The sequence below is a fragment of the Methanoregula formicica SMSP genome, assembly GCF_000327485.1.
GTDB lineage: Archaea > Halobacteriota > Methanomicrobia > Methanomicrobiales > Methanospirillaceae > Methanoregula > Methanoregula formicica.
Window position 1 is genome coordinate 2,348,627 of the sequence record NC_019943.1, and the last position, 14,005, is coordinate 2,362,631.

The 14,005-nt window shown below is 55.6% G+C and carries 17 protein-coding genes; 8 read left to right on the forward strand and 9 right to left on the reverse strand.

Features of this window, described 5'->3' with window-relative positions; all coding sequences use genetic code 11:
• Window positions 1-384: 384 nt before the first annotated feature.
• Window positions 385-1,422, reverse strand: a complete 1,038-nt coding sequence (locus METFOR_RS11685) for a hypothetical protein (protein ID WP_148277682.1) — start codon at window positions 1,420-1,422, stop codon at window positions 385-387.
• An 18-nt stretch (window positions 1,423-1,440) separates the two neighbouring features.
• Between METFOR_RS11685 and METFOR_RS15440 the strand changes: the two genes are divergently transcribed.
• From METFOR_RS15440 to METFOR_RS11700, 4 genes are all read left to right on the forward strand, one after another.
• The gene (locus METFOR_RS15440; protein WP_148277683.1) at window positions 1,441-1,713 is read left to right on the forward strand and encodes a hypothetical protein; all 273 of its coding nucleotides are present in this window, start codon (window positions 1,441-1,443) and stop codon (window positions 1,711-1,713) included.
• A gap of 465 nt (window positions 1,714-2,178) precedes the next feature.
• Window positions 2,179-2,694 carry a ribonuclease III domain-containing protein gene (locus tag METFOR_RS11690; protein WP_048110979.1) on the forward strand — a complete coding sequence of 172 codons (516 nt, stop codon included), beginning with the start codon at window positions 2,179-2,181 and terminating at the stop codon, window positions 2,692-2,694.
• Window positions 2,695-2,854: 160 nt separating this feature from the next.
• On the forward strand, window positions 2,855-3,154 hold the full coding sequence (locus METFOR_RS11695; RefSeq protein ID WP_015286358.1) for a hypothetical protein: 300 nt from the start codon (window positions 2,855-2,857) through the stop codon (window positions 3,152-3,154).
• A gap of 70 nt (window positions 3,155-3,224) precedes the next feature.
• Complete coding sequence (locus tag METFOR_RS11700) at window positions 3,225-3,689, forward strand: hypothetical protein (protein ID WP_015286359.1); 465 nt, start codon at window positions 3,225-3,227, stop codon at window positions 3,687-3,689.
• 191 nt (window positions 3,690-3,880) lie between these two features.
• On the opposite strand, the gene METFOR_RS11705 is transcribed toward METFOR_RS11700, so the two are convergent.
• Window positions 3,881-4,255 carry a transcriptional regulator gene (locus tag METFOR_RS11705; protein WP_015286360.1) on the reverse strand — a complete coding sequence of 125 codons (375 nt, stop codon included), beginning with the start codon at window positions 4,253-4,255 and terminating at the stop codon, window positions 3,881-3,883.
• 290 nt (window positions 4,256-4,545) lie between these two features.
• A complete protein-coding gene (locus tag METFOR_RS11710; RefSeq protein ID WP_015286361.1) occupies window positions 4,546-4,821 on the reverse strand; it encodes a Fic family protein in 276 nt (91 codons plus the stop codon).
• Between the two features lie 53 nt (window positions 4,822-4,874).
• Here METFOR_RS11710 and METFOR_RS14690 point away from each other — a divergent pair, with 53 nt between their 5' ends.
• Complete coding sequence (locus tag METFOR_RS14690) at window positions 4,875-7,040, forward strand: response regulator (RefSeq protein WP_015286362.1); 2,166 nt, start codon at window positions 4,875-4,877, stop codon at window positions 7,038-7,040.
• Window positions 7,041-7,284: 244 nt separating this feature from the next.
• Window positions 7,285-8,244, forward strand: coding sequence for a hypothetical protein (locus tag METFOR_RS11720; protein ID WP_015286363.1), 960 nt, complete (start codon window positions 7,285-7,287; stop codon window positions 8,242-8,244).
• 77 nt (window positions 8,245-8,321) lie between these two features.
• Here METFOR_RS11720 and METFOR_RS11725 read toward each other — a convergent pair whose 3' ends face one another.
• On the reverse strand, window positions 8,322-8,609 hold the full coding sequence (locus tag METFOR_RS11725; RefSeq protein ID WP_148277684.1) for a hypothetical protein: 288 nt from the start codon (window positions 8,607-8,609) through the stop codon (window positions 8,322-8,324).
• Window positions 8,610-8,730: 121 nt separating this feature from the next.
• On the opposite strand from METFOR_RS11725, the gene METFOR_RS15650 reads away from it, so the two are divergent.
• Window positions 8,731-8,904: a hypothetical protein gene (locus METFOR_RS15650; protein ID WP_158491385.1), complete on the forward strand. Its 174-nt coding sequence runs from the start codon at window positions 8,731-8,733 to the stop codon at window positions 8,902-8,904.
• Window positions 8,905-9,047: 143 nt separating this feature from the next.
• Here the strand turns inward: METFOR_RS15650 and METFOR_RS15655 are convergent, their stop codons facing one another.
• A complete protein-coding gene (locus METFOR_RS15655) occupies window positions 9,048-9,221 on the reverse strand; it encodes a hypothetical protein (protein ID WP_015286365.1) in 174 nt (57 codons plus the stop codon).
• A 523-nt stretch (window positions 9,222-9,744) separates the two neighbouring features.
• Here METFOR_RS15655 and METFOR_RS11730 point away from each other — a divergent pair.
• Entirely contained in the window at window positions 9,745-10,296 is a 552-nt protein-coding gene (locus METFOR_RS11730; protein ID WP_015286366.1) for a DUF2179 domain-containing protein, read from the forward strand.
• 142 nt (window positions 10,297-10,438) lie between these two features.
• Here METFOR_RS11730 and METFOR_RS11735 read toward each other — a convergent pair whose 3' ends face one another.
• From METFOR_RS11735 to METFOR_RS11750, 4 genes are all read right to left on the reverse strand, one after another.
• Entirely contained in the window at window positions 10,439-11,167 is a 729-nt protein-coding gene (locus METFOR_RS11735) for a 50S ribosomal protein L16 (protein WP_015286367.1), read from the reverse strand.
• A gap of 124 nt (window positions 11,168-11,291) precedes the next feature.
• Window positions 11,292-12,053 carry an ABC transporter ATP-binding protein gene (locus METFOR_RS11740; protein WP_015286368.1) on the reverse strand — a complete coding sequence of 254 codons (762 nt, stop codon included), beginning with the start codon at window positions 12,051-12,053 and terminating at the stop codon, window positions 11,292-11,294.
• A 1-nt stretch (window position 12,054) separates the two neighbouring features.
• The gene (locus METFOR_RS11745; RefSeq protein WP_015286369.1) at window positions 12,055-12,840 is read right to left on the reverse strand and encodes an ABC transporter permease; all 786 of its coding nucleotides are present in this window, start codon (window positions 12,838-12,840) and stop codon (window positions 12,055-12,057) included.
• A 71-nt stretch (window positions 12,841-12,911) separates the two neighbouring features.
• On the reverse strand, window positions 12,912-13,919 hold the full coding sequence (locus tag METFOR_RS11750) for an ABC transporter substrate-binding protein (protein ID WP_015286370.1): 1,008 nt from the start codon (window positions 13,917-13,919) through the stop codon (window positions 12,912-12,914).
• Between the last annotated feature and the right edge of the window lie 86 nt (window positions 13,920-14,005).

Sequence of the window (14,005 nt, forward strand, 5' to 3'; positions counted from 1 at the left end):
CCCGAACCCTCCTGCCCGGGCCGGTTTTTTTGTGCACGGCCGGCACGTTTTTTAGAGGCGGGAGAGCGTACGCTCAACCAGCGTAACGGTCCCGCACTGCTGTCGTCGCAGCCCCTTCAGCTGTTCCCCGGAAGATCCGGAGTTTTGCCAGGGGGCGTTTGTGGTTCCCACACGTGCGGGGAAGAAATGATTCGCCGCAGTTGTGATTAGCTATGGTTTCATTGAGTATGTTATATATCTTGTGCTTGATAATGCGCGAAACGCTGTTCGACACGAATTTTACGGGCAGATTGCAGCCGGGTTGGCAGAACCGGGAAGTTAACTGATTGAGCCGCGGAGAATTGCTCGGTAATATATCTGCCGGGCAAACGAAATCCGGGGCGTTCATAGTTTTTTTCGGATAAACTCCTTATCCAGCACGTGAATGACTTCCTGGCGGCTCCTGCGCATTTTGTCAACGTACCTGGCCAGCGTTTTTATCTCTAATGGAGTCATCGTGAGATCCAGGTTGCTTGAAGCAATCTGGTCCTGGTATTCCACGATGCTGGTATAGAATTTTTTCAGCAGCTCACTGCCATCGCCATGACGGGTTGTCTGCAGCCAGAACTGGTACGATTCGATCCGCCCACGTGCCTGTTCAAGCCGCAGGACATTGTGACGACGGTTTTTGTTCGCATTGATATGTATGGCACTTCTGACCGCAAGGTGCATCACAACCTCAATGCACTCCTGGATATTATCGCTGGTCTCGATAGCAGGGACAATGGTCAGTGCATCGGAAAGGTGCCTCATCACGGCATCGAATCGTGCTTCGTCACGGTCTTTTCCCAGTGCATCCATGATCTGGTCGCGGAACAGTTCATTTTCCACATCGAGGAACTCGGAAAATGCCACCAGGTTCTGGGAATTCAGTTGGAGATCCAGTTGATACGAACAAGTTTTGATGAGGGTATGGATCGGAACATTAAATTCACCATCCCAGAATGAGAAACGCCGCGGGTACTGTTTGTTCTTTCTGGGTTTGTTATAGGGGTACCCTGTACCTCCGAGAATCCTGAAATGGGACTGGATATTGTTATACGCGGAGACTACATCATTGTTCGGAGTATTCGGCCAGCAGTCATCATCGCTCCCCTCGATAGTGATGAGAGGAATGTCATCGCAGGGTTTGGCGATATAGGGGCCAAAGACCAGCTTCTTCTTGTCAAAGATGTACATGCAGATCGATGGCATGAAATCATATTCCTTGATCTGGAAATTTCTGATGGGGATCGAAACATTCTGGTGATGTTCAAGGAGGAAGGTGAAGATCTCAAAGAGGTTCTGGTTCATTCCTCTGACCGACGCAGTGTTGCTGTATTCATCTGCCTGGCGCAGCCGGAGGTAACTCGTTTCTGAGTTTTTCCTTTTTCTCTTGACCATGTAGATCTCAACGACAAAATGGGAATCTTTCTGGAGTTTCCGGGTGAGTATCTCAAGGATAAAATCAAGCCGCTGCATGAATATAAAAACAAACTGGACACTCCTGTTTGCCTGCAGGATGCTTTTTTCCAGGTCGTGATCGGTAAAAAACGATCGCCTGACTATCGGGATCTGGTTCGTGCGCCCATGATAAATCCACAAAGCCCCAATAAACATTATTACCACGGATATCACCAGGGCCAGGACGGACAGCACCGGGAAAGCCCCGGAAGAGACAACCGTGTTCAATGAGCCGAAGATGAACGTAATGATTGCCACGACACTTGCCACAAACCCGAACAAGACAAAAAATACATCAATCGTGATAAAATTAAAAAAATGCTTGAGTTTTACCCAAACCTGCTTATAATCCATCAGGTACCACAGGAACGAGAATCGCTTTCTGAAATATAATACCCTTTTGAAATATTTCCAGCAAGACTTTCCCCGCTAATCCGGGATAACAGACAATTTGAAATCAGGCATATTATTCAAGGAGATCGGTTTTCATTATTGCGCAAAAGTAGACAGGGTCCGTACAGATAAAAAAACCAGTCCCTGCGTGACAGAAGCTCTGCAGGAACAGAACTTCCGGAAACGAAGAATCCGGCAACAATGGTATCAGACAGGTTCCCTCCACCCCCCCATCCCATCCTCCCGGGAATCCCCCCAAGAAATATTCACAGGATTTTTATAACGAGAATGACAATATCGCGTATGGATGACATGAGCGACTGGATTTGTTATCGCGACAGGATCTGTTATCCCGCAGAAACATTCCTCCTCAGGTTTCCCGTTGAGAATAAAGAGCGCCTGATCAGCGCGATCATCAGCAATGCATTCCTGAATGAAAAAATCCCGTTCGAACAACTCAAAACAATTCATGAAGAACACAGCCTCGCGACCCTTGGCGACTTTGTCCTGGATTACGCAATCATCGCAAATTTCCCCGTCAATGAAACAGTCACCCCGCAAAAGATCAACGATTTCCGGGAGCAGTACGGCAATAACACCACCCTCCACCGGTATGCCCGGGACTGCCTGCACCTGCAGGAATACATTCTCTGGGGATCGGACCAGCGGATGAAAAAAATCTGGAACCAGGAATCAACAGACATGCTCGCAGACCGTTTCGAGATGCTCATCGGGGCACTATATCTCGAAAAAGGCCTGAACGGGGTCCTGGAATTTTTACAAACGCACCAGTTTTTCAAAAAGATTGATGCTCTCTGAAAAATTCACTGCATGGAGGGCCTGGCCCACAGCGGATTGAACCGAAGAGACGTTCAGGAACGTTCCGTTCCACGGGGAACAAAATGAACCCACGGGAAAGCGATGAATACTTGCTGGAGAGAAATATCTCTTTTTATAATTTTATTGCATACTAGTATTCATGCCCTGCGATCTGACCGGCATGGAGATCCAAATCCTTTACATCCTCTACCGTAACAAAAATTTCAAGGCAAGTGCCGGCTATCACAGCAAAAAACTAAAAAAAATTCTCCGGAAAAAATACGATCAGGACTACAGCAACGCCATTGCAACCCTGAAAAACCGGGGATATGTCGCAACAATAAGAAAGGACGACCCGAAGTACTACATCTGCGATCTTGCCAAGACCTGGTCCGTCCTGAACGAACATGGCCTGAACGTGACACCCCTTGGGGGAGGGCGCACCCACCACCTGGACTGATCAATTCTGTTAACTTTTTTTAACAATAATTTTAACCCGGGAAAGCATATATTAAAAACGGAGTATCTACATGGACCAGCCATTCGGAGGATTACTCGGAGACACCTGCGAGACGCGGCTCCTCCAGTTCCTCCTGCCGATGTACGGGATTGAATTTGAGATGGCCGAACTCGTGGAAGAGAGCGGCCTGACTCGGCAATCGATTGCAAAGGCGATAAGGAAGTTCTCAGACCGGGACATGATACAGGTCCGGAAAAACGGCAGGACCCCGCTGTATTCCATCAATGAAGATTCACCGCTAGTAAAGCGCCTTGAGGCCTTTGACAATTCGCTTATCGAGTCGATGCTCGGGCCGGAAGAATTTTCAAAAATACGGAGTACGGAAAGAGAAAACTCCAAGAAGACCACTCTTCCGGTTGCCGACACGACCGGAAGCGGGATCCGTTACACCCACGATCACCCCGGGAAGGATGCTCCCTGCATTGCAAGCCGGCCTGGCAGGTACCCGGGCAAAAAAACGATCGTCCGGCAGTAACCCTGAAACGGTGCGCCCATGGCCGGGAGCATGTAACCTGTTTCCTGCAGGGGCCGGGGAACTCAATGCAGGTTCAGTTATTAAGCACTACGTAACAACTGCCGCTAATGGCAAATTATACCGGACAAAAAACTACAACCCCGGCATGATCCCCGCCATCAGCTCCGGGTCCGCTCCCGCCGGCCACCCGGTTACGCCACATACCCCTTTGCTTTTTTCAAGAGGGCAAGCCGGTTCTCTATTGCGCTCTTCTGCGCTTCCTCGATCATGTCCACGATCTCACGGACCGGGATCTTCAGCGCCACTTTCTTGCTCGGCCGTCCCATCCCGGAACCCGCAACTGCCGAAACCGAGATCCAGTCGTGGTCCTCCATGTGTTTCAGCGCGATGCTCACCTGCGGCTCGTTCAAGTCGGTCCCGTGCTCGATCTCCCGCATCGTCCCCTCCGTGTTCTTGAAGAGATAGACCAAAACCCGGGCAACCGTCCGCGGGGTGCCGGTCGCCACCAGCGCACTGACGAATTCCTCGTCCTTTTTCGTGAAGGTCAAAAGGGCTTTTTTGTTCATGGCGTCACCTGTTTCATGTATCATATTTTATATGAATAAATACATTTTGGACGCGGGAGGAAAATGGGCGGGGGACCGGGCCGGGCACGGCCTGCATGAGGGGACGCAGAATGCAGCACGTAGTTTCTGAAACAGTCCCTATTTTTATAGATACAGGATGGAGATATTCGGGTCCGGCTGTTGGCTTCGCTCACGGGCAATAATGCCCCGGTGAGGCCAGAACCATATTCTGGTAAGCCAGACTTAATCGCCTCAAGCACACGGTCACTCTGGCTTGCCAGAATTATTTTTCATGTTGCTTGTCGCGAGACCTTGAACATCACTACAAGATCACGTGTTTTTACCGAACTGTTCGCATGGATGAACTCAATGATCTTCATCTGGCGACCAGACAGCGCAACCTGTCCCCCGGCGATCTTCCGGTGCTCGTCAGACGAAAGCAGCAGCACACGCTCTTTCACCCGGTGCAGCGAGACCTCAACCCCCACCAGGAAATATTCCAGCCAGGGGGTACAATCGGGATAGGTCCCGGTTTTCCCGCTATTCCCTGCAACCCTCACCCTCATCCCGGAAAAAAATTAACCGTGGAAAAAACCAGTTAAGTACAGGATTCTGCCCGATGATCTCCGTACTCTACGTCGACGACGAGGCTCCGCTTCTCGACATTGCCAAGATCTACCTTGAGCGGACCGGGGACTTCTCTGTCGGGACCGCCACCTCGGCGCCGGAGGCTCTCGTTCTCTTGCAGGAACAGGCCTTTGACGCGATCGTCTCCGACTACCAGATGCCGGAGATGGATGGCATCGCGTTCTTACAACAGGTACGGAAATCGGGAGACACCATCCCCTTCATCCTCTTCACCGGTCGGGGCCGGGAGGAGGTGGTGATCCAGGCCTTAAACGAGGGCGCCGACTTCTACCTCCAGAAAGGCGGGGAACCAAAGTCCCAGTTTGCCGAACTGGCCCACAAGGTGCGGCAGGCCGTCTCGCGGCGCCAGGCAGAAGTGGCCTTAAAGAAGACCAGGCAGGACTACCGGAACCTCATCCGGAACGCCTCGGAAGCCATCTGCGTGGTTCAGGACGAATTCCTGCGGATGGCCAACCCGCAGCTGGCAGAACTCCTCGGGTATCGGGAAAAGGAACTCCCGTCCGTCTCCATCAGCACCCTGATCCACGAAGACGACCGGGCCGTGGTCATGGAGCAGTACAACCGCAGGCTCCGGGGCGAGGCCGACCCGCGGTACTCCTTCCGGCTTCGCCGCAAGGACAAGAGCACCTGCTGGGTGGACGCAAGCGGGATCCTCATCTCGTGGGAAGGACGCCCGGCCGTCATGATATTCCTCACCGACATCACCGAACGGAAGCGGGCCGAAGAGTCCCTGCAGGAGAACGAGGAGAAATACCGGCTCGTGGTCGAGAACAGCCGCGATGCCGTCTACATTCACAAGGACAACCGGCTCTGGTTCGTCAACCGGCGATCGGCTGAGGTGACCGGGTACACCATTGACGAGCTCATGCAGATCAACCTCTGGGACCTGGTCCACCCGGATGACCGGGGCCGGCTGCAGGATGCAGCGCGGAGGCGGTTTGCCGGGGAGGCTGTGCCTCCGACCTTCACCGCCCGGCTGGTGACAAAGAGCGGCGAACTCCGGGAGGGGGACTTCATCGTGGACTTAATCGACTTCCACGGCAAGCCCGCCATCCTCGGCATCTACCGAGACCTCACCGAGCAGCGCAAGGCGGAGATCTCGCTCCGCGAGAGCGAGGAGAAGTACCGCATCCTCCTCCACGAGTCCCCCGACCCCGTCTTCTCGTTCTACCCGGACGGGACCTACCGGTACGTTAACAAGGCCTTTGCCGACGGCGTGCTAAAGACCGTGGACGAGATCATCGGGAAGAAGATCTGGGATGTCTTCGACAGGGATGAGGCGGACAAGCGCTTTGGCCCGCTCTCCCGCGTCTTTGCCACGGGCAGGGGCGATGTCATCGAGGTCCGGGTCCCGCATCCCGGCGGCGACCGGTACTACATCACCACCATCACGCCCATCAGGGACGAGACGGGCTCTGTTATCACCTGCATCTGTTCCTCAAAAGAGATCACCGACCGTAAGCGGGCGGAGGATGCACTCCGGCAGGCCAACCGGCACCTCGGCCTCCTCACCGATGTCACCCGGCACGATCTCACGAACCAGGTCTCGGCCCTGAAGGGCTGGCTGGAGCTCACAAAAGCGATGTTAAACGACCCACAGAAGATCCGGGAGTTCATCGCGAAGAAGGAGATCGCGATTGCCGCTATCGAACGCCAGATCGCATTCATGAACGCGTACCAGGACCTCGGGACAAATGAACCATCCTGGCAGGACATGGAGGCAGTCGTCCTCCAGGCCCGGGCACTCCTGCCGGCCGAGGGGATCCGGTTCGTCACGGACATCGGGGGCATCGAGGTCTACGCTGACCCGCTCTTCGACAGGGTCTTCTCAAACCTCCTGGACAACTGCCTGCGTCACGGGGAGCACGTAACGGAGATCCGGGTCTCTTCGCACCGGACGGGCGGGGGGCTTACGATCGTCTGGGAAGATAACGGCGTCGGTATCCCGCCGGGCGAGAAAGAGCGTATCTTCGACCGGGGCTTCGGGAGAAACACTGGCTTTGGGATGTTCCTCGCAAAGGAGATCCTCAGCCTGACGGGCATGGGAATCCGGGAGACCGGGGAGGCGGGGAAGGGTGCACGGTTCGAGATCGTGGTTCCCGCCGGCGCATACCGGGAGAAGCCGGGGATCTCCTGAATTCTCTGGTCACCAGGTTTTTTGCTGTCGCACTTGATGTGCAGGATTTCCGGATTACGATAGACCATAAACCTATCGAATTCGGGAGTGAACTTGATACAGGTGCATCTATTAAGGAATACTTAACACCTGCCGCTGACGGTAAGCCATCCCGGACAGCTTCATAAAGCAAACAATTTCGGCTCCCCTCCACCCTGAAAGCATTCATCTGATCGCACGTCTACGAAATAACCAGAGAACGCGTATGGATTTTTTGGAAGAGAACTGGCTCGAGCTTGACTGGTCGCCGTGGGTGCCCTTCAATGCACCGCGGGAATTCTGGTATATCCAGAAAGCGCCGGGGATCTATCGCATCCGCCCGAATAACCAGGACCTCCTGATGTACATCGGCGAGACCGGTCAGTCGCTCCACAAGAGACTCTCAGGGCTCCGGCAGACTCTCCGGCGGGGAGACCTCATGCCCTGGAGCGACCCGTATGCCGAAGCACCGGGACTCTGGAGCTGGTGGGTAGAGTGGGGCCTGGCTAAAGACACCGGAACACCCGTGGCACCATCCAAAGGGAGTAACGCACCCCCTCGTCCATCTTCCGGTGGTGAAACTGACGATACGGAACCGGTCATGCTTGAAGTCTCCTCCGCCCCGCTCGATGCATCGGTGAGCGGACGGAAAGGAATGGAGAACTTCCTGCTCTACCGGTACCGGCAGGAGACCGGCGAATCCCCGCTCTGCAACTTCGGCCGGTTCCACCCGCGGTACCGGAAGTCCACGACCCGGAGTGAGGGGCGACGGGGCGGGAGGCTTGCCAATAACCAGAAGGACAATCCGGCAGGATTCCCCGGCATCACCCCGCTGGAACCCGTGGGGAACCCGGGCGATAGTGACTGGATGGGCATGGAATGGACAGAGCACAAACCCCTCCGCCCGGAACATGCCCGTGAAGCGGGTGAAGGTGCCGGCCTCTACCTGCTCGCGGACGCCAAATCAAGGGAGATCCTGTATATCGGCCAGTCAGGGGATATCGCGGGGCGCCTGCCCGAACTTTGCGGGAAAGACTGGCAGGGGCACGAGGTACAGTTCTCGTACCAGATCATCGGACAGAAAGTCCTCCCGCATAACCTCAGGGAACAGGAAGCCGATCTTTTGGGGAATTATTACGAGAATTTCCGGAAGGTGCCCGCGTTCCAGTTCCAGAAAAGCAGATAATAAAACAAAATTTTCCCGAAACCCCGGGCCACACAACAAGAGAACAAAAGAAAAAAGAGTTTTTCCGGCAAGCCCGGTCACCGTGCTGTCGCAACCGGTGTTGCACCAGCGGTAAACGTCCCAGCGCCTGCCACCTGTTCCGCTTCGAACGGCACTTCCGCCTCTTCAAAGGCTGCCATCACTTCCGCCCACGCTTCATGGATTTCTGCAAATTCACCAGCATTCATCTTCTCCACACTCATCCAGTCTCTTACTGGATATACTTGCATATCAGGGGTGAGATAATAGTAATTTGCCAAAGCATTCTGCATGGCAGAACCGGCAGGCAGGTCTGTTGGCAATGCCACGTTCCGGGGGAAACCCATGCGTGTGAGGCCGTGGATAAAAAAGGGATCTTGTCGGGATACCCTGCAAAGCCCCGGGCCGGCGCAGTCCGCCCACTCACCCGCAGGTTTTATCGGACCGCCCGGTGACAAACCGCATCGTATGTGCACGAGCCCTCCCTGCCCGAACGGCTGCCGTACACAATCCGGCAGCAACCGGTGCCTGCACCTGTACCGGGCACACATCCGGGTTCGCGGGCCAGCCGGGAAGCTGAAGAATGTACCTGTCGGCTGGTGGTGCTCGGGCTGCCATGTCTTTGTCGATGACCTGCGGTGAAAAACCCTGCCGGAGCACTCCGGTTATGAGCCCGTCTGGCCGCTGCAGGCTGCCTGGATATCATCGCAACCATACAGGCACGTGATGGATATATGGACCAACAAAGCCCCGACATAACACTGGCATGATGCTCTGCAGGCAGCCTAGATCCTCTGGTATTCATCACTCAGGATGTTCTCCGGTGCCTGCACCGCATTCTGCTGCGGCAGGTCAACCGTGTAATAATGCAGCCCGGCAACGAATGCCCCGGCAACCGACAGGCAGACCATGAACAACACCAGCCGGGCAACCGGTGATTTCCCTTCCTGCGATCCCATGATGAGATCATTCTCTTTAACAATCCAATTGAGGCCGGAATTATATAAATAATAATTATTTGTGCACAGGTGAATTCCTCAGTTATGAGGATGAATCCCTCCCTCCTGCTCCACCAGTGTCCAGGGAAATGTCAAACCTTTTTTAAGGTGAGACACGGGAAAGACCGGAATGGTTCTTCGGGGCAGGGTTGGAGCCAGATGAGGGTGTTCCTGACAGAGAGAGGTGTTCACCAAGGCATAAAAAAAAACTGCCGGGCCTGCATACCGGGCCCGGTCGGATTTCTCCTTGCATGCTCAAAGGTGAGTATATGTTTGAAGGCGCGCGAACACGGCTCCTGCGGACGAGGGATGTAGGCACAAAGTATCAGCAGGGGACAATATTCACAATAACAATATCATATGTTTTATAATAAAATGTTTCTTGTTTGCATCTCCACCGGCGCCCCCACAAAGCATACATACTCCCGGACGTATACGCCTAGATTACCGTACGTGAGTTGCGGACACAGGTCATGGATGCGCAATGGATCTTGCTTTACCGCTCATCATCCTCCTTGCACGGATTGTCGAGACAGCAATGGAGACTGTCCGGCTTGTCTACGTGACAAAAGGCCACAAATACCTCGCTTCTGCGATCGGGACACTCAAGATCGGGATCTGGGTACTCTCCACCGGTCTTGTGCTGACAAACCTCAACAATATTCCCGGTATTCTCGCCTATATGCTGGGGTATGGGATCGGGACACTCCTCGGGATGACCATCGAGTCCTGGATCGGTCTTGGCACCGTCATTGTCCGGATCTTCTGCACACAAGATCCCGCGCCGCTCATCAGCCATCTTGGAAACCTCGGGTACGGGACAACGCGGATCAACGGCTCGGGCCAGTTCGTACCTGCAGTTGCCGTCCTCATCAGCATGGCGCCCAGGAAAGAGGCCGGCAGGTTGCTTGAAGTGCTGAAGACCGGCTATCCTGACGTGCATTTCACCATCGAGGATGTCTCCACCATGAGCGAGCGGGAGATCTACTTCGGGGCACGGAAGCGGGGGATTGCCGGGTTTATCGGGTACGGGTGAGGCGCCCGGGGGAGGGGCTGGTACCGGAAAAACCCGGTCATCGCTCCCTGGCCGGCTCACAACGAGACAACCAGCAACCGCTCCCGACCGGAAGAAAGACTGGTTAAAATGAACGAAAAACGGTGAAGAGAAAAGAAAAATATTACTTCTTGCCGCCCTTTGCCGGGGCTGCACCCTTCTTGTCGTCGGCCTTGGCCGGGGCACCGCCCTTCGCGTCCTTGGCCGGTGCGGCTTCCTTGCCGCCCTTTGCAGGTGCTGCACCCTTGGCGTCCTTTGCCGGCTCAGCTGCCGCCTCTTCGGTAACGACCGGCGCTGCAACAACCTTCTCACCGACGAGCTTCGGTGCTGCAACGACTCTGCCGCTGACCTTGATGGTCTTGACCTTCAGGTGTGCCGGGCTCGGGAGTTTGTGGGCGCCGTGGCGCATCGCGTCCTTGACCTTCTCGAGGTACTGTGCAGTGGAGAAGACCGTCATGACAGCCTGGCCGGGGATGACGCGGGCCGCGGTACCGACTGCCTTGCCAAAGGCGAGGCGCATCCCTTCCGAGACACGGTCGGCACCGGCGCCGGTTGCCTGCTTGTTCTCGCGCAGGACATGGTGGGGGAAGACGCGGACCTTGAAATGGAAGTTGGAACGGCCGACATCCTTTAGGAGCCGGCGGTTGATAGTGATGCGGGCTGCCTCTAAGGAACTGTGCCGGATCTGGCAGGCCTCTTCAACAACCAGGTCAACTTCGGTCGGGAATTCCTGCGAGAGGTTGCCCATCTCGAACTGCACGATCTTGTTGCCGGGAACACCGCCCATGTATTCGCGCCGTGTGTAGGCCTTCTTGGCAACGTCCCTGTACATCTTTGCCGGTTTTCTAACCATCGCGTCCAACTCCAAATGGATACTTTTTCAAAAAGCGGTCCGGAATATCAGGTATTGAGACAGATATCGGTCCGGTACGCTCCTCAAACTGCTTGTATAAAATGGATATGTGCCGTATTAAACCTTACTGGATACTACAGTGCTGGTTTATAAGGTCGAGGACCTCGCGCCGGAGCTCTGCAAACTCCCGGTCCGTCCGGTCACGGGGACGCGGGAGCCGGATCTCGAAGACCTGGCAGATCCGGCCCGGCCGTGGCGTCATGACGACAATCCGGTCCGCGAGGAAGACCGCCTCGTCCACGCTATGGGTGATAAAGACCACCGTCTTTTTCGTCTTCTCCCAGATCTCGAGGAGCTCGATCTGGAGCTTGTTGCGGGTCTGGGCGTCGAGCGCCCCGAACGGCTCGTCCATCAAAAGGAGGACCGGGTCGAGCGCCAGCGCCCGGGCAACGGCCACCCGCTGCCGCATCCCGCCCGAGAGTTCCGAGGGGAAACTGTCACGGAACTGGCTGAGGTTGACCAGCTCAAGGTACTCTTCTGCAACCCGGTGCCGCTCCCCCTTTGGCATGCCCCGCATCTCAAGGCCGAAGGCGATGTTGTCGATGACCGTCCGCCACGGGAAAAGGGAGTACTCCTGGAAGACCATCCCGACCTTCGGGTTCGGGCCCCGGATCTCCTCGCCGTCGAGCACGACCGAGCCGGACTCCGCCGTGTCGAGGCCGGCGATCATGCGGAGCAGCGTTGTCTTGCCGCAGCCCGAGGAGCCAAGGATGCAGACAAACTCCTTGTCCTGTACCGTGAGGCTGAGGTCATCCAGCACCACGAGCCGCGACCCGTCGTCGCGGGGGAACGACTGGTTCAGGTTCCGGATCACCAAGTCGCCCATCTCACGCCACCTCCCCGGTCCGCCACTTCAGGAACTTCTTGTCGATATAATGCCGGAAGACCATGTCGAACGCAAGGCCGATGAGGCCAAGCAGGATCATGTACACGACAACGCTGTCCATCTGGTGGAGGGAGTAGTAGAACCAGAGTTTCTGGCCAAGGCCGTAGTTCGAGACCCCGAAGAGCTCGGCGGCGACAAGGCACATCCAGCCAACACCCGTTGCGATCCGGATCCCGGCGGCAACAGAGGGAAGGGCTGCCGGAAACGCGATGTACCGGATCAGCGGGAGGTCTTTTGTACACCCGAGCATCTTTGCCGCTTCGACAAAGACGCGGGGCACGCCGCGGAAGCCGCTGTAGGTGTTGATGATGATGGGAAAGAGCGCCCCGATAAAGATGATAAAACCGGCCGAGAACGAGGTGAGCCCAAACCAGATGATGGCAAACGGGATCCAGGCAAGCGGGGGGATCGGCCGGAGGAGCTCGATCAACGGGTCTACCAGCGCCTCGATACGGCGGTTCCACCCCATGATGATCCCAAGCGGGATGCCGACGATGAGCGCAAGGAACAGGCCTATGGCGAAGTGGACGAGACTTGTCCCAAGGTCGATGAAGATATCGCCGTCTTGGACAAGGTTGACAAACGCGGACGCGACATCGGTCGGCGCCGGGAGGATGAACGGGTAGCGGATGATGACTGACGCAATGAATTGCCAGGCGATGAGTGCTAACACGATGGCAAGCACACCAAGCCGCCAGTCCCTGCCATTCTTCGCATGTTTTCCCATGGGTGTCCTCAAGAGAGTGCGGATTTTCCTGTATAGTAAAGGAGTTCAAGGGAAAAAAAGGGTTGGTTAATTCAGCTCTTCTGGTAGAACGAGAGGTCAAAGATCTCGTCCTTTGTGAGCGGTTTCTTGATGTACCCGAGGTCGTACTGGATCTTTGCATAGCTTAAGACCGGGTCCACGATGATGTTCGGGTCCGAGGCCCAGTTGCCGTCCCACTCTGCAAGGGAGACCTTGACATCCTCGAGTTTTGCGCTGGTCTTGTTGGCATAGATGACGGCAGCCTCGTCGCGGTTCTGGATGTTCCAGGCAACTGCCTTGTCGTTTGTCGCGATGATCTGCTTTACGATCTCCGGGTGTTCGCGGATCAGTTTGCCACTGACCACAAGGACACAGCAGGTGTGGTTGGGGTACATCTCACCGGAATGGACAACGATTTTGCCCTTGCCCTGGTTGACGATGGTGCTCGGGGACGGGGTCGGGAGGAAGACGGCATCGACTTTGCCGGCCAGGATGGCCGTTACCGCATCACCCGGGGACATGGGGGCGATCGTCAGGTCCTTGTCGGGGTCGATGTTGTTCTTCTTGAGCCAGTCGCGGAGGATGGTGTCCTGGATGCTGCCAACGGCAAACGTGCCGATGGTCTTGCCTTTTAAACTCTCGGGGCCCGTATATTCGATGTTGTTGGCAACGACAAGGTCTGATCCCTGGGTGTTGACACCGGCAACGATCTTTGCGTCAAGGCCGGTGCTGACCGCGGTCAGGAACGGGGCTGCGCCGACATAGGCGACATCGAGATCGCCGGCCTGCATGGCCTGCATCTCGGAGGGGCCGCTCGGGAAGACCTTGTCGGAGACCTTTTTAACGCCGAGCGGAGCGAGGTCCTGCTGCCACCAGCTTTTCTCCATGGCAGTGATAAAGGCCATCTGGTGGGTGCTGGGCTGGTAACCGATGACGAGTTCATCGACAGGTGCTTTGCTGGTCTTCGTGTCAGAAGTGCCTGCCGGCTGGGTGCAGCCGGCCACAAGCAGGAGGAGGACAACCGCAAGGGAGGCGATTGCCATGATTGTGGAAGATTTCATACGGGAGTGTTGTCCGGGGATTATTAAAAACTACCCGATTCAGCCATAATTTCTCTCTTTTTGTCTTAAAAGTCTGCAAAAGTTCT